This is a genomic window from Amycolatopsis sp. NPDC049159, assembly GCF_040648295.1.
Lineage (GTDB): Bacteria > Actinomycetota > Actinomycetes > Mycobacteriales > Pseudonocardiaceae > Amycolatopsis > Amycolatopsis pretoriensis_A.
This window is the reverse complement of the sequence record NZ_JBEZDL010000020.1, coordinates 184,671-199,448: the sequence shown is the minus strand read 5'-3', so window position 1 is coordinate 199,448 and position 14,778 is coordinate 184,671. Positions and strand designations below refer to the sequence as shown.

At 72.6% G+C, this 14,778-nt stretch carries 12 protein-coding genes; 8 read left to right on the top strand and 4 right to left on the bottom strand.

Annotated elements, in window-relative coordinates; all coding sequences use genetic code 11:
• Position 1: 1 nt before the first annotated feature.
• Together AB0B33_RS33515 and AB0B33_RS33510 are read right to left on the bottom strand one after the other, a co-directional pair.
• Positions 2 to 1,246 (bottom strand): GGDEF domain-containing protein, encoded by a 1,245-nt coding sequence (locus AB0B33_RS33515; RefSeq protein WP_360779174.1) that lies wholly within the window; start codon positions 1,244 to 1,246, stop codon positions 2 to 4.
• Between the two features lie 30 nt (positions 1,247 to 1,276).
• A complete protein-coding gene (locus AB0B33_RS33510; protein ID WP_360779171.1) occupies positions 1,277 to 2,065 on the bottom strand; it encodes an IclR family transcriptional regulator in 789 nt (262 codons plus the stop codon).
• A gap of 84 nt (positions 2,066 to 2,149) precedes the next feature.
• On the opposite strand from AB0B33_RS33510, the gene hutH reads away from it, so the two are divergent.
• The 6 genes from hutH to AB0B33_RS33480 all read left to right on the top strand — a co-directional run bounded on the left by hutH (position 2,150) and on the right by AB0B33_RS33480 (position 10,256).
• Positions 2,150 to 3,676, top strand: a complete 1,527-nt coding sequence (gene hutH / locus AB0B33_RS33505) for a histidine ammonia-lyase (protein WP_360779168.1) — start codon at positions 2,150 to 2,152, stop codon at positions 3,674 to 3,676.
• 2 nt (positions 3,677 to 3,678) lie between these two features.
• Positions 3,679 to 5,331 (top strand): urocanate hydratase, encoded by a 1,653-nt coding sequence (gene hutU, locus AB0B33_RS33500; RefSeq protein WP_360779165.1) that lies wholly within the window; start codon positions 3,679 to 3,681, stop codon positions 5,329 to 5,331.
• Entirely contained in the window at positions 5,328 to 6,524 is a 1,197-nt protein-coding gene (locus AB0B33_RS33495; RefSeq protein ID WP_360779163.1) for an allantoate amidohydrolase, read from the top strand. The genes hutU and AB0B33_RS33495 overlap by 4 nt, the downstream gene beginning before the upstream one ends.
• A 101-nt stretch (positions 6,525 to 6,625) precedes the next feature.
• Entirely contained in the window at positions 6,626 to 7,858 is a 1,233-nt protein-coding gene (locus tag AB0B33_RS33490; protein ID WP_360779160.1) for a formimidoylglutamate deiminase, read from the top strand.
• The gene (gene hutI, locus AB0B33_RS33485; RefSeq protein ID WP_360779158.1) at positions 7,846 to 8,991 is read left to right on the top strand and encodes an imidazolonepropionase; all 1,146 of its coding nucleotides are present in this window, start codon (positions 7,846 to 7,848) and stop codon (positions 8,989 to 8,991) included. Before AB0B33_RS33490 ends, hutI begins: the two co-directional genes overlap by 13 nt.
• 113 nt (positions 8,992 to 9,104) lie before the next feature.
• Entirely contained in the window at positions 9,105 to 10,256 is a 1,152-nt protein-coding gene (locus AB0B33_RS33480; protein ID WP_360779156.1) for an NAD(P)/FAD-dependent oxidoreductase, read from the top strand.
• On the opposite strand, the gene AB0B33_RS33475 is transcribed toward AB0B33_RS33480, so the two are convergent.
• The gene (locus tag AB0B33_RS33475; RefSeq protein ID WP_360779154.1) at positions 10,240 to 11,103 is read right to left on the bottom strand and encodes a lipase; all 864 of its coding nucleotides are present in this window, start codon (positions 11,101 to 11,103) and stop codon (positions 10,240 to 10,242) included. The genes AB0B33_RS33480 and AB0B33_RS33475 overlap by 17 nt on opposite strands.
• 224 nt (positions 11,104 to 11,327) lie before the next feature.
• On the opposite strand from AB0B33_RS33475, the gene AB0B33_RS33470 reads away from it, so the two are divergent.
• Positions 11,328 to 12,086 (top strand): acetylxylan esterase, encoded by a 759-nt coding sequence (locus tag AB0B33_RS33470; protein WP_360779151.1) that lies wholly within the window; start codon positions 11,328 to 11,330, stop codon positions 12,084 to 12,086.
• On the opposite strand, the gene AB0B33_RS33465 is transcribed toward AB0B33_RS33470, so the two are convergent.
• The gene (locus tag AB0B33_RS33465; RefSeq protein WP_360779148.1) at positions 12,057 to 13,457 is read right to left on the bottom strand and encodes a nitrilase-related carbon-nitrogen hydrolase; all 1,401 of its coding nucleotides are present in this window, start codon (positions 13,455 to 13,457) and stop codon (positions 12,057 to 12,059) included. The two genes, AB0B33_RS33470 and AB0B33_RS33465, sit on opposite strands and share 30 nt — an antisense overlap.
• Positions 13,458 to 13,652: 195 nt before the next feature.
• Here AB0B33_RS33465 and AB0B33_RS33460 point away from each other — a divergent pair, with 195 nt between their 5' ends.
• Entirely contained in the window at positions 13,653 to 14,777 is a 1,125-nt protein-coding gene (locus AB0B33_RS33460) for an inorganic phosphate transporter (RefSeq protein WP_360779145.1), read from the top strand.
• The last annotated feature ends 1 nt before the right edge of the window (position 14,778 follow it).

Genomic DNA, 14,778 nt, shown 5'->3' with positions numbered 1-14,778 from the left:
CTCAGCGCAGGTCCGCCGCGTGGACCACCTTGTTCCGGCCGGTCTCCTTCGCCCGGTACAGGGCCGCGTCCGCCGCGTCCAAGAGGTCCTGGAGTGACCTGCCCGCTTTCGGGTAGACGGCGACGCCGATCGACACCGACAGGTCCGTGATCGACGACTGCCCCACCGGGACGGTCAGGACGCTGATCGCCCGGCGGATGCGCTCGGCCACCGCGCCGCAATCAGGCCGGCCGGTTCCCGGCAGGAGGACGACGAACTCTTCGCCTCCGAACCGGCCCACCGCGTCGTCGCGGCCGCGGACCGCCGAGACGATCGCCTCGGCCGTCGAAGACAGGACCGTGTCGCCGGCCAGGTGGCCGTACGTGTCGTTGACCTGCTTGAAGTGGTCGAGGTCGAGCATCAACAGGCCGACCGTCCCGTCGTGGCGCTCCGCGTCCGCCAGTGCTCGTTCGGTCAGGGCCCGCCACCTGCGGATGGTGTAGAGGCCCGTCTTCTCGTCGCGCTGCGCCGCCGCTTCCAGCTGCTTCACCAGGACCGTCCGGTGCAGCAGGAGCACCGGTGGCAGCACCAGGACCACCATGCCCGGCAACGTCGCCAGTGCGAGGCCGTTCAACGCGCCCAGGCACAGCGTCGCGGCCTCCAGGCCGTTGTCCGACCAGGTGCCGAACAGCTCGACCACCGACCGCCCGACGATCCGGCGGGCCGGGAGCACCAGCAGTGCGTTCACGACGAAGAACGTCACCCCGGCCGCCGCGACCAGCCACGCGCCGGTCCAGCCGCGGGTGACCGCCGCGCGGACGTCCGCCACCTCGGTCAGGTCCAGCACTCCCTGGGCCGCGTAACAGGACAGCAGGATGATCGCCGCGTTGCTGCACGTCCGGGACGGCGGGACGCGCTGCAGCCGGTACCAGCTGCGCAGCGCCAGGTGCAGGTACAGGCCGCCGACCAGAACGGCGAGCAACAGCGGGGGGAGCACCAGGACGCCGGCGAACGTCCAGACCGACGTCATGTTGATGTGCGGGGTCTTCGCCGCCCGGCGCTGGCTGCGCTCGACCCGGCGTCCCGCCTCCGCCTGGACCACGCCGAGGGCCAGCAGCGCGCCGAGCACGGTCAGCGAGCGCTGGTCGACGGCGATCGGTGACGGCCGGGAAGCGAGTGTCACGGCCAAGGCTTCGCTCGCCAGGCAGTACACGACGATCCGAGGCCGCTGCTTCCACAACGCCCACTGCGCGGGTGGGACGAGCACACCACGGGATCGAAGGCGATCAGGACGGCGTTACTGCGCGACCGGGTGGCCGCCGATGCGGGTGGTCAGCTCGGCGGCCGTCGCCGCCACCTCGGTCGCCAGCTCCGGCCACGTCTCCTCGCACGGGTCCGTCGCGCAGTGGTGGCGCAGCGTCACGCTGATCGCCGCCATCGGGCGGGCACCGTGGTCGAAGACCGGGCAGGCCACCGAGGCGAAACCCGCCGTGACGTGGCCGTCCTCGACCGACCAGCCGAGGCGGCGCTCCGCGGTCAGCGTGCGGCGCAGGTCGGCCAGCGTTCCCGGGCCGCGGCCGGTGCGGAGCACGAACGCCGCCGCCGAAGGGAACAGCGCACGGACGTGCGGGGCGGGCAGGTGGCGCAGGATCGCGCGGCCGGACGCCGTCAGCTGTGCGGGCAGGCGGACGCCGACCTCGGTCACCAGCGTCTCCGGGCGGAGCGGGCGCTCCTTGATCAGGTACAGCGACTCGCTGCCGTGCAGCACGCCGAGGTGCGCGGTGTGTCCGACGCGGTCGACGAGCTTGCGCAGCAACGGCCCGGCGAGCCGCTCGAGGGGGTCGTGCCGCAGGTACGCCGAGCCGAGCTCGAAGGCCGCGATGCCCAGGCCGTAGCGGCGTTCGGCGGGCAGGTGGACGACGAAACCGGCGGCTTCCAGCTCGTTGAGCAGGTGGTACGTCGTCGAGCGGGGGAGGCCCGCCTCGCGCGCGATCGCCGCCGCCGTCACCGGGCCGGGGCGCGTCGCGAGCAGGCGCAGCACCGCGAGGCCGCGGCGCAGCGCCGGGACCTCGCTGCTGTCACCCATGGCCCGACCCTAGCGTCTGGGATACCAGACAGAACCACCCCGTGGGCCATCCCACCAGCGGGAAGGACGATGTCCAATGAGCCCATGCCGGAAACTGTGCTCCTGGGCCTCGAACCCCTCACCGCCGCCCAGGTCGTCGACGTCGTCCGTGGCTACGCGCCGGTCAGGCTTACGGACGCGGCCGAGAAGACCCTCGCCGCGACCCGCCAGCACATCGAGAACCTCGCCCACGCCGTCACGCCCACCTACGGCGTCTCGACCGGCTTCGGCGCGCTGGCCACCCGCCACATCCCGGTCGAGAGCCGGACCGCGCTGCAGCGCAGCCTGATCCGCTCGCACGCCGCCGGCGCCGGACCCGCCGTCGAGGCCGAGGTCGTCCGCGCGCTGATGCTGCTGCGGCTGCGGACCCTCGCCAGCGGGTACACCGGCGTCCGGCCGGGCACCGCGCAAACGCTTGCGGCCCTGCTCAACGCCGGCATCACCCCGATCGTCCACGAGTACGGCTCGCTCGGCTGCTCCGGCGACCTCGCGCCGCTGGCCGCCGTCGCGCTCGCGCTGATGGGCGAGGGCCAGGTGACGTACCGGGGCGAGCTCGTCGAAGCCGGCGAAGCGCTGAAGGACGCCGGGATCGAGCCGGTCGTGCTCGCCGAGAAGGAGGGTCTCGCCCTCACCAACGGCACCGACGGCATGCTCGGCATGCTCCTGCTCGCCGCCGCCGACCTGCACCGGCTCTTCGACATCGCCGACCTGACCGCCGCGATGAGCGTCGAGGCGCTGCTCGGTACCGACCGCGCCTTCGCCGCCGACCTCCAGGCGCTGCGGCCGCACCCCGGGCAGGCGCTGTCGGCCGAACGGATGTGGCAGGCGCTGCAGGGCTCGAAGATCGTCGAGAGCCACCGCGGCCCGGACTGCAACCGCGTCCAGGACGCCTATTCGCTGCGCTGCTCCCCGCAGGTGCACGGCGCCGCGCGCGACAGCCTCGCGCACGCCGAGCTCGTCGGGGAGCGCGAGCTGATGTCCGCTGTGGACAATCCCGTCGTGCTGGCCGACGGCCGCGTCGAGTCCAACGGCAACTTCCACGGCGCGCCCGTCGCGTACGTGCTGGACTTCCTGGCCATCCCGATCGCGGACGTCGCCAGCATCGCCGAGCGCCGCACCGACCGGATGCTCGACAAGGCGCGCTCGCACGGCCTGCCGCCGTTCCTCGCGCACGACCCCGGCGTCGACTCCGGACACATGATCGCGCAGTACACGCAGGCTGCCGTGGTCAGCGAGCTCAAGCGGCTCGCCGTGCCCGCGTCCGTCGACTCGATCCCGAGCAGCGCCATGCAGGAGGACCACGTCTCCATGGGCTGGTCGGCCGCGCGGAAGCTGCGCAAGGCCGTCGACGGCCTGACCACCGTGCTCGCGATCGAGCTGCTGACCGCGGCCCGCGCGCTGGACTTCCGCGCGCCGCTCGAGCCGTCGCCGGTCACCGGCCGCGTCCGGGACCTGCTCCGCACGAAGGTCGCGGGCCCCGGCCCCGACCGGCACCTGGCGCCCGAGATCGCGGCCGCCGAAGAACTCGTCCGCTCCGGCGCCGTCCTCGACGCCGCCCGTCTGGAGGTCTGAGAATGTCCCGCGTAGTCCGTGCCGCCCGCGGCACCCAGCTCACCGCCAAGTCGTGGCAGACCGAAGCCGCGCTGCGGATGTTCCACAACAACCTCGACCCCGACGTCGCCGAGCGGCCGGAGGACCTGGTCGTCTACGGGGGCACCGGCAAGGCCGCGCGCAACTGGGCCAGCTTCGACGCGATCACCCGCGAACTGACCACTTTGGACGTCGACGAGACGCTGCTCGTCCAGTCCGGCAAGCCGGTCGGCGTCTTCCGCACGCACGAGTGGGCGCCGCGCGTGCTCATCGCGAACTCGAACCTGGTGGGGGACTGGGCGACCTGGCCCGAATTCCGCCGGCTCGAGCAGCAGGGCCTGACGATGTACGGGCAGATGACCGCGGGTTCGTGGATCTACATCGGCACCCAGGGCATCCTCCAGGGCACGTACGAAACGTTCGCCGCCGTGGCGAAGAAGAAGTTCGGCGGGACGCTGAAAGGCACCCTCACCGTGACCGCCGGCCTCGGCGGGATGGGCGGCGCGCAGCCCCTCGCGGTGACCATGAACGACGGGGTCGCGCTCGTCATCGAGTGCGACCCGCAGCGCGCGCACCGCCGCGTCGAGACGCGCTACCTCGACGAGGTGGCCGACGACCTCGACGACGCCATCGCCCGGGTCACCAAGGCCAAGCGCGAGAAGCGGCCGCTGTCGGTCGGCGTCGTCGGGAACGCGGCCGAGGTGCTGCCGGAGCTGCTGCGCCGCGACGTCGAGGTCGACATCGTGACCGACCAGACGTCCGCGCACGACCCGCTTTCCTACCTGCCCAAGGGCATCGCCGTCGAGGACTGGCACGACTACGCGGCCAAGAAGCCGGACGAGTTCACCGACCGCTCGCGCGAGTCGATGGCCGACCACGTCGACGCCATGCTCGGGTTCCTCGGCAAGGGCGCGGAAGTCTTCGACTACGGCAACTCCCTGCGCGGCGAGGCGAAGCTCGGCGGCTGCGAGCGCGCGTTCGACTTCCCCGGGTTCGTGCCCGCCTACATCCGGCCGCTGTTCTGCGAGGGCAACGGCCCGTTCCGCTGGGCCGCGCTCTCCGGCGACCCCGAGGACATCGCCGCGACCGACCGCGCGATGCTGGAACTGTTCCCGGAGAACGAATCCCTCGCCCGCTGGATCAAGCTGGCCGGTGAGCGCGTGGCGTTCCAGGGGCTCCCGGCGCGGATCTGCTGGCTCGGCTACGGCGAACGCCACCTGGCCGGCCTGCGGTTCAACGAAATGGTCGCCAGCGGTGAGCTCAAGGCGCCGGTCGTCATCGGCCGCGACCACCTCGACTCCGGTAGCGTCGCCTCGCCGTACCGCGAGACCGAGGGCATGGCCGACGGGTCCGACGCGATCGCCGACTGGCCACTGCTGAACGCGCTGGTCAACACCTCCTCCGGGGCCAGCTGGGTGTCGATCCACCACGGCGGCGGCGTCGGCATGGGCCGGTCCATCCACGCCGGGCAGGTCAGCGTCGCCGACGGGACGGCCTTGGCCGCGCAGAAGCTGGAGCGCGTCCTCACCAACGATCCGGGCATGGGCGTCATCCGGCACGTCGACGCCGGGTACGACCGCGCGAACGAAGTCGCCGACGAGCGCGGCGTGCGGGTGCCGATGCGGGAGCAGGCGTGACGGCCTCCGGGCTGCTCGCGGAAATCGACGACGTCGGGCGTGACCCGAAACGCGGCGGCTACTCGCGGCACGCCTTCGACGCGCCCGAGCAAGACCTGCGCGCGTGGTTCGGCGAGCGGGCGCTGGGGCTCGGGCTGGACGTCGACACCGACCACAACGGCAACATCTGGGCGTGGTGGGGGCCGCCGGGGCCGGACGCCGTCGTCACCGGCAGCCACCTCGACTCGGTGCCCGGCGGCGGTGCGTTCGACGGCCCGCTCGGCGTCGTCAGCGCGCTGGCCGCGGTGGAATCCTTGCAGGCGCGGGGTTTCCGGCCGGGGAAGCCGTTCGCGGTCGTCGTGTTCACCGAGGAGGAGGGCGGCCGGTTCGGCGTCCCGTGCCTCGGTTCGCGGCTGCTCACCGGCACGATCGACGCCGACAAGGCACGCGGGTTGCGGGACGCCGACGGCGTCACGTTCGCCGAGGCCGCCGGGCGGTCCGGCTTCGACCCGGCCCTGATCGGCGCCGACCCCGAACGGCTCGGGCTGGTCGGGAAGTTCGTCGAGCTGCACGTCGAGCAGGGGCGCGGGCTGATCGACCTCGGCGCTCCGGTGGCGGTCGGGAACACGGTGATCGCGCACGGCCGGTGGCGGTTTTCCTTCGCGGGGCAGGGGAACCACGCCGGGGCGACACTGCTCGCCGACCGGGCCGACCCGATGCTGCCCGCCGCCGCGACGGTCACCGCCGTCCGGCGGCTGGCCCGCGCGGTGCCGGACGCGCGGGCGACCGTCGGGCGGCTCGTGCCGACGCCGGGCGGCACCAACGTCATCGCGTCCACTGTGGACCTCTGGCTCGACGCGCGGGTGCCGGGGACCGTGACCCCCGCGTTGGTCGAGGACATCACGTGGGTGGCCGAGGCGGCGGCGGCGGAAGAAGGTTGCCGGGTGGAGGTGACCCGGGAGTCCTATTCGGACGATGTGGTGTTCGACGATCGGCTGCGCGACGACCTCGGCGGGTGGCTCGGCGGGCCGCCGGAGCTGCCGACCGGCGCCGGGCACGACGCCGCGATCCTCGCCGGGTTCGTCCCGGCCGGGATGCTCTACGTGCGCAACCCGACCGGGATCAGCCACTCGCCGGAGGAGTTCGCCGAGACCGCCGACGTCGAAGCGGGCGCGGCGGCGCTGGCCACGGTCCTGGAACGGCTGGCGCGATGACCTCCGGCCCGCGGGGGCGCCCCCCGTCTCCAGCCTATCGTCAGGCACCGACAGTTTTCTGGTGCGAACAGGCGTGGCTGCCGGCCGGGATCGCGTCCGGCGTGCGGATCGACGTTGCCGACGGCCGGATCACGGGCGTGACCCCGGATTCGCCGCGCACGGGCACCGTGCTCGAAGGCCTGACGCTGCCGGGGTTCGCGAACGGGCACTCGCACGCCTTCCACCGGGCGCTGCGCGGGCGGACGCACCACGAACGCGGCACGTTCTGGACGTGGCGGGAGCGGATGTACGCGCTCGCGTCCCGGCTCGACCCCGACACCTACTACCGGCTGGCGCGCGGGGTCTACGCCGAGATGGTCCTGGGCGGGTACACCAGCGTGGGGGAGTTCCACTACCTGCACCACGCGCCCGGCGGGAAGCCCTACGCCGACCCGAACGCGATGGGGGCGGCGCTGCGGGAGGCCGCAGCCGACGCGGGGATCCGGCTGACGCTGCTGGACACGTGCTACCTGGCGGGCGGCATCGGCGTCGAGCCCGACGAGGTCCAGCGGCGGTTCTCCGACGGCTCGGCCTCGGCGTGGGCTTCACGGGTGGCGTCGTTGCGGGAAGACGAGCTGTTCCGCGTCGGCGCCGCGATCCATTCGGTGCGCGCGGTTCCGGCCGAGGAATTGTCGCTTGTGGACAGTCCGCGGGTGGTGCACGTCCACCTGTCGGAGCAGCGGGCCGAGAACGAGCAGTGCCTGGCCGCGTACGGGCGCACGCCCACCGAGCTGCTGCACGAGCGCGGGGTGCTGACCGACCGGCTGGTCGCCGTGCACGCCACGCACCTCACGGCGTCGGACGTCGAGCGGCTGCGCGGGGCGCGGGCCTGCTTCTGCCCGACCACCGAACGCGACCTCGGCGACGGCATCGGCCCGGCCCGCGCCCTGCGGGACGCCGGGGTGCGGCTGAGCGTCGGCAGCGACAGCAACGCCGTCGTCGACGCCTTCGAAGAAACCCGCGCGCTGGAGCTGGACGACCGGCTGGCCAGCGAGGAACGCGGCCGGTTCACCGCCGAGGAACTCCTCGAAGCGGGCACCGACCACGCCGCGACCGGGTGGTCCGAGGTCGGCGCGCTCGCCGAGGGGGCGGGCGCGGACCTCGTCACCGTGACCCTGGATTCGGTGCGGACGGCCGGGATCGAGCCCTCGGGCGTGGTGTTCGCCGCGTCCGGCGCCGACGTCCGGCACGTCGTCGTGGCGGGCCGCGAGGTCGTGCGCGAAGGCGCGCACCAGTTGGTCGAACGACCGGAAACCGTCCTGGCCAAGGAGATCGAGGAACTGTGGCAGTCCTGATCACGGGTATCGGCGAGCTCACCACGAACGACCCCGAGCTGGGCCGGTTGTCCGACGCGGCCTTGGTGCTGGACGGCTCGCGCGTCGCCTGGGTGGGCAGCGCGTCCGACGCACCGGACGCGGACGAGCGCGTCGACGTCGAAGGCCGCGCGGTGCTGCCGGGCTGGGTCGACAGCCACACGCACCTCGTCTTCGCCGGTGACCGCACCGCCGAGTTCGAAGCCCGGATGGCGGGGAAGCCCTACACCGCCGGGGGAATCGCGATCACCGTCGGCGCCACGCGGGAGGCGTCGGACGAGCAGCTGGCGGCCAACCTGCGCCGGCACGTCGACGAAGCGGCCCGGCAGGGGACGACGTGCCTGGAGACCAAGACGGGCTACGGATTGACCGTCGAGGACGAAGCCCGGAGCGCGCGGATCGCCGCTGCGGTGGCCGACGAAGTCACGTTCCTCGGTGCGCACCTGGTGCCGCCGGGCGCCGACGCGGAGTCCTATGTGGACCTCGTGTGCGGCGAAATGCTCGACGCGGTGGCGGGAAGCGTGCGCTGGGCGGACGTGTTCTGCGAGACCGGCGCGTTCGACGAAGCCCAGTCGGCACGGGTCCTGAAGGCCGCCGCCGGACGCGGGCTCGGCCTGCGGGTGCACGGCAACCAGCTCGGCGAGGGGCCCGGCGTGCGGCTCGCGGTGGAGCTCGGCGCGGCGAGCGTCGACCACTGCACGTACCTGAGCGACGCCGACGTCGAGGCGCTCGCCGCGTCGGAAACCGTGGCGACCCTGCTGCCCGCGTGCGACTTGTCGACCCGGCAGGCGATGGCGCCGGCCCGGCGGCTGCTCGACGCGGGGGCGAAGGTCGCGTTGGCCAGCAACGCCAACCCCGGCAGCTCGTACACGACGTCGATGGCGTTCTGCGTGGCGACGGCGGTGCTGCAGCTGCGGATGACGATCGAAGAGGCCGTCTGGGCCGCGACCGCGGGCGGCGCGAAGGCGTTGCGCCGCGACGACGTCGGCGTGCTGCGGCCGGGTGCTCGGGCGGACGTCCACGTGCTCGACGCACCTTCGGTGACGCACCTGGCGTACCGGCCGGGGGTGCCGCTCACGAACTCGGTGTGGCGCGCCGGAGATCGCGTGCGCTAACGTCGAAAGCGAGGACGCGCGAAGACACAGTCCGGTATGGGTTAGTCCGGGCGGCGCAGCCAGGCTCACCTGTGCGTCCCTTCCTCGGAAGCGACGAAGGGACAGCTGTGTCGGTGATCATCATCGGGGCCGGTCTGGGTGGCTTGAGCCTCGCGCACGGCCTGCGCCGGGCCGGAATCCCCTGCGGGGTCCACGAACGCGACGAATCGGCGGGCGCGCGCAAGCAGGGCTACCGGCTGCACATCGGTGACGTCGGCGACTCGGCGTTGCGCGAGGTGCTGCCGCCGGAGCTGCACGCACTCTTCCACGCCACCGCGGGCCGGGCGCGGCCGCACACCAACGTCTACGACGAGCGGCTGGGCCTGGTCACGCGTTTGGCGGACGAGGGAACCCACCTCAACGTCAACCGCTTCACCCTGCGGCAGATCCTGCTGCACGGCCAGGAAGTCCGTTACGGCAAGCGGTTCACGCACTACGAAACCGGCGACGACGGCGTGACCGCGTACTTCGCCGACGGGACTTCCACCCGCGGCAGCCTGCTGGTCGGCGCCGACGGGATCAACTCCCCGGTGCGGCGGCAGTACCTGCCGCACGCCGAGGTCGTCGACGCCGGGCTCGTGCACCTCTACGGCCGGATCCCGCTCACCCCGGAGACCCGGGCGCTGTTCGAGCCGGAGATGTTCGCGGTGTTCACCATGATCGTCGGGCCGGACCGGACGATGGCCGGGTTCGCCCCGGTCGACTACCCCGGACCGGTCGCCGACGCGTGCGCGCGGCTGGTGCCGGACCTGCGGCTGCGCGACGCCGAGAGCTACATGACGTGTTCGGTGGGCGCGCGCTGGGAAGTCGTCGGGCACGACGAGGCCGAACTCGCCGCGATGGCGCCCGGCGACCTCCGGAAGCTGGCGCTGGGGCTGGTCGACGGCTGGCACCCGCTGGCCGGCGCAATGGTCGGGCACTGGGACCTCCCGGCGACGTTCCCGCAGCCGATCCGCACGAGCGTCCCGATCGCACGGTGGGCCCCTTCACGCGTGACGCTCGTCGGCGACGCGATCCACGCCATGAGCCCGGCCGGCGGCGCGGGCGCCAACACCGCGTTGCGCGATGGTGCGGTGCTGGCGGCCGCGCTGGCCGGGTCTCCGCTGCTCGAAGCCGTCGAGGCCTACGAAACGGCGATGGTGGGCTACGGGTTCGCCGCGGTGCGCGAGTCCGCCGAGAACGGGCGGCGCTTCCTCGGGCAGAACCCGCTCACAGCGGAAGCGTGAACGGCGTGCACTTCGGCAGGTAACTCGCGTCGAGCGCGTGCAGGATCAGGCCGGTGACGTTCGGGTCGATCGCCTGGCTCAGGTGGCCCGAAGCGTCGGACGCGCAGAAGTCCTGCAGCACGACGTCCTTCGCGCCCGGCTCGTTCAGGATCCCGCTCGTGTACGGCGTCACGACCTCGTCGTACTTGCTCACGATGCTCGTGTACGCCGGTCCGGCGACGTGCACGCCGCCGCGGGCGAGGTCGTCCAGGAAGGCCGACGGGGCCAGGTACTCCTTGCACGCGCCGCACGCCGTCTTGAGGACCAGGTCCAGGCCCGGGACGGTCGTGAGGAGCGCCTTGGCGAGGGCGTCGAGGCCGCCGAGCGTGGTGCCGCGGTAGTTGGCGCCGAAGCCGACGAAGTTCGCGACCTTCGCCGCGCCGCCGCCGTACTTCAGGTAGTACGCGGGCATCGTGCTGCCTTCGGAGTGGCCGACGATGTCGACCTTCGCCGCGCCCGTCGTCGTCCGGACCTTGTCGACGAACCGGCCGAGCTGGCCGGCGCTGTCCCGCATGGAGGCCAGCCCGCCGACGCCGGGGAGGATCCCGGTGCCGTAGGTCAGGGAGAAGACGCAGTAGCCCTGGGCGGCGATCTTCGGCGCGTGGAAGAACCAGTTGACGGTGTCGTTCGCGCCGAGCCCGTGCACCAGGACCACGGGCTGGGGGTGCGTGGCCGAGGGGCGGCAGCCCCAGTCGTTCCAGCCGCTGCTCGGCGCCGCTTCGGCGACCGCCGGGGCGGCGACGCCGAGGGTGACCGCCGCCACGACCGCTGTGAGGATCCGCTTGGCACCGCCGTTGGTGACCCGCATTCCACTGCCTCCAGTTACACATCAGTAAGTGATGCAGCTCATGATCGGTCACAGCGCTGAAGAGGCGACCTGGGACAACGCTCAGAGATGGTGGCCGTTTGTTGTGACAAGTGACAACCAAGAGAACGGCGTTCCTGGCCGATGGTCAAAGGGACTGGTTCACCGGCGAAACAGGAGGAGCCGTGCGACGTCTCTGGCTCGTGGCCATTTCTACCGCCCTTTTCGTGGCGCCCAAGCCGGCGCTGGCGGATCCGGTGCACTGGGACCAGCCGGGTCCGCATCCGGTCGTCAGCGAAGCCCTCGACGGGACCCACACCGTCTTCCGGCCCGCCGACCTCGGCGGCGACCGGCACCCGGTCATCGTGTGGGGCAACGGAACGGGCGCGACCCCGGCGATCTACGCGCCGCTGCTGCGCCACCTCGCGTCGTACGGGTTCGTCGTCGCGGCCGCCGACACGCCCAGCTCGGGGAGCGGCGCGGAAATGCTGGCCGGCGCCCGGACGCTCGTGGCGGAGAACGCGCGCCCCGGCAGCCGGTACTTCGGCCGGATCGACACCGCGCACATCGGCGCGACCGGGCACTCGCAGGGCGGCGGCGGGGCCATCGCCGCCGGCGCGGACCCGTTGATCACCACCACCGTCCCGCTCGAGCCGGGTCCGCTCGGATCCGTACCGGCGCTGCACGGCCCGGTGTTCTTCCTCGGCGGCCAGCTCGACGTGATCGTCGTGCCGGGACTGCTGGTCATCCCGCGCTACTACGCCGCGTCGCACGTCCCCGCGGTCTACGGCGAACTGGCCGGAGCCACCCACTTCACCGCGGTGGGCGACGCCGGCGGTTTCCGCGGCGCGATCACCGCGTGGTTCCGGTACTGGCTGGCGGGTGACACCCGGGCCAAGGGCGTCTTCTTCGGGCCGGGCTGCACGCTGTGCACCGATCCGGCGTGGTCGAAGGTGCTACGCAACGGGCTCGCGCTCCAGGTCTGACGACGGCTTGCGGACGGCGGCCGCGATCCCGGCCGCCGCGAGCAGGCCGCAGAGCCAGGCGAACCAGTCGCCGAAGCGGGCGTACGGCGTCTTCCCCGCGCCGCTCGGGACGTCCGCGACGACCACCGTGAACGGGCTGCCGCCGGTGTGCGCGCCGGCCAGGACGTGGCCCTGGGCGTCGGCGAGCATCGGGGTGCCGCGGGCCGCGCTCCACGCGACCGAGAAGCCGTTCTCGACGCCGCGAAGCAGCGCCGTGCGGCTGTGGGCCCAGCCGTCGACGTCTTCGTCGGAGGCCGGGACGAGGACCAGGCCGGTGCCCGCGTCGCCGTAACCGCGGCTCGGGTCGGCGAAGTTGACGTCCATGCACACCAGCAGGCCGATCCCGGCGAACCGGGTCAGCTCGGTGCCGGAGCGGAGGTTCGGCGAATCCCCGTTGTGCCACTTGCGGTATTCGACCGGCGCGCCGGACGGGGCCACGGCGAGTGCGGCGTTGAACCGGCCGTCGGGCGTGCTGTCGAGGACGCCGGTGACGACGTCGAGGTCCCTCGCGCGGGCCACTTCGGTGAGCGCCGTGACGAGGCTCGCGCGGCTGGTCCGGTCCACCGCGAAGGTGGCTTCGGGGAGCACGACGGCCTTGACGCCTTCCGGCAACCGGCCGATTTGGTCCACATAGGACTGGAGGAGCGCCTGGCCGTCGCGGGTGGCGACGTCGACCGCCCAGCGGTTCTGCCCGGGTGCGATCAGGGCGACCCGCGTCGACGGCCCGGTGAGCGGTCGTGTGCTCCAGAACGCGAGCCCGCCGGCGATCGCGGCCAGTGCGACGACGGGGACGAGCCGCGTCCGGCCGCGCAGCCCGGGTGCGAGCGCCGCGGCGACGGCGGCCGGGACGAACAGCACCAGGAACTCCACGCCCCAGCCGCCGGTGACCGCGGCGATCCGCACGATCGAGGGCCGGTCGGCCTGCGTCGTCATGAAGGTGCCCATCAGGCCGGTCGGGTTGAGCAGCGAGACGACGTAGAGCGCGACGGTCCACAACGCGGGTGCGGCGAGCGCGGCCAGGAAACCGTGGCCACGCCGGACCAGCACCCCGAAGAGCGCGGCCGGCAGCGCGAACAGCACCGCGCTGCCGCCGAGGATCGCGAGCGCGGCGGGCCGGGGGACCGACTGGGAGTGCCAGAAGTAGCTCCAGCTGCCGGCGCTGCCCGCGAGGTAGGCGGTGAAAGCGCTTGCCAGCGCGACCCCGCCGTGGACGCGGGGCGCCAGCAGCAGGATCGGCAACGGCGCCAGCCACGCCAGTTCGGGCAGCGGGTCCAGCCCGGTGCCGAAGAAGAACAGCACGGCCGACGCCAGTGTCGCCAGGATCGCTTTCATCGGTGCCCCTTTCGCCCGGTTCCAGGGTTTCAGGCGAGATCCGCGCGGGCACTGGGCCGGGCCACCGGGCTTTTGGTGGGGGTGGCCCCACCTCGGTTCATCGAGAGTTCAAGGAGCCGTCACGCGACAGGGATCGGCGGCGGTCTTGTGGATCAGTAGCGTTGCTAAAGAACAGCTACGGAGAGAGAGCCGGGCATGGACTTCTCGCTGATCGTGCTGGTGGTGATCGTGGCCGCGCTGGCCTTCGACTTCACCAACGGCTTCCACGACACCGCCAACGCGATGGCCACCTCCATCGCCACCGGGGCGCTCAAACCGCGGGTCGCCGTCGGCGTCTCCGCGGTGCTGAACCTCGTCGGCGCGTTCCTCTCGGTGGAGGTCGCGAAAACGATCTCCGGGGGCATCGTCGACGACACCAAGGTGACGCCGGTGATCATCTTCGCCGGGCTCGTCGGCGCCATCGTGTGGAACCTGCTGACCTGGCTGATCGGGCTGCCGTCGAGTTCGTCGCACGCCCTGTTCGGCGGGCTCATCGGCGCCACCTGGATCGCCTCGGGCTCCGACGCCGTCCACTTCGGGAAGGTCGTCGAGAAGGTCCTCATCCCCGCGCTCGCTTCGCCGATCGTCGCCGGGATCGTCGCGACGCTCGGCACCTTCCTCGTCTACCGGATCACCGCGCGGGCGAAGCAGGACACGGTGGGCCGGACGTTCAAGGCCGGCCAGATCGCCTCGGCTTCGCTGGTGTCGCTGGCGCACGGTACGAACGACGCCCAGAAGACCATGGGTGTCATCACGCTGACGCTGATCGCGTCCGGCTCGCTCGCGCCGAATTCGGGACCGCCGCTCTGGGTGATCCTGACCGCGGGCACCGCGATCGCGCTCGGCACCTACCTCGGCGGCTGGCGGATCATCCAGACGATGGGCAAGAAGCTCACCGAAATCCAGACGCCGCAAGGCTTCGCGGCCGAGACGAGCGCCGCCGCGGTCATCCTCACCTCGGCGCACCTCGGGTTCGCGCTGTCCACCACGCACGTCTGCTCGGGCGGCATCATCGGCTCCGGCCTCGGCCGCAAGCTCGCCGAAGTCCGCTGGGGCGTCGCGGGCAAGATGGTGCTCGCCTGGGCGCTGACGCTGCCCGCCGCCGCGATCGTCGGCGCGATCGCCGCCGAGGTCTCGACGCTCGGCACCTGGGGCACCGTCTTGATCGGCCTCGCCGGGGTCGTCGTCGCGGTGGGCATCTACCTCGCGTCGAAGCGGAACCCGGTCAGCGCCGACTCCATTTCCGAGTCCGAGCCCGGCGTGCAGCCGGCCAACCTCTGAG

What these genes read in the sequence shown, in the direction of transcription:
- AB0B33_RS33475 (WP_360779154.1), bottom strand. Translation starts at nt 11,103, where the DNA reads ATGCGGGTCACCAACGGCGGTGCCAAGCGGATCCTCACAGCGGTCGTG.
- AB0B33_RS33460 (WP_360779145.1), top strand. Translation starts at nt 13,653, where the DNA reads ATGGACTTCTCGCTGATCGTGCTGGTGGTGATCGTGGCCGCGCTGGCC.
- AB0B33_RS33510 (WP_360779171.1), bottom strand. Translation starts at nt 2,065, where the DNA reads ATGGGTGACAGCAGCGAGGTCCCGGCGCTGCGCCGCGGCCTCGCGGTG.
- hutU (WP_360779165.1), top strand. Translation starts at nt 3,679, where the DNA reads ATGTCCCGCGTAGTCCGTGCCGCCCGCGGCACCCAGCTCACCGCCAAG.
- hutH (WP_360779168.1), top strand. Translation starts at nt 2,150, where the DNA reads ATGCCGGAAACTGTGCTCCTGGGCCTCGAACCCCTCACCGCCGCCCAG.
- AB0B33_RS33465 (WP_360779148.1), bottom strand. Translation starts at nt 13,457, where the DNA reads ATGAAAGCGATCCTGGCGACACTGGCGTCGGCCGTGCTGTTCTTCTTC.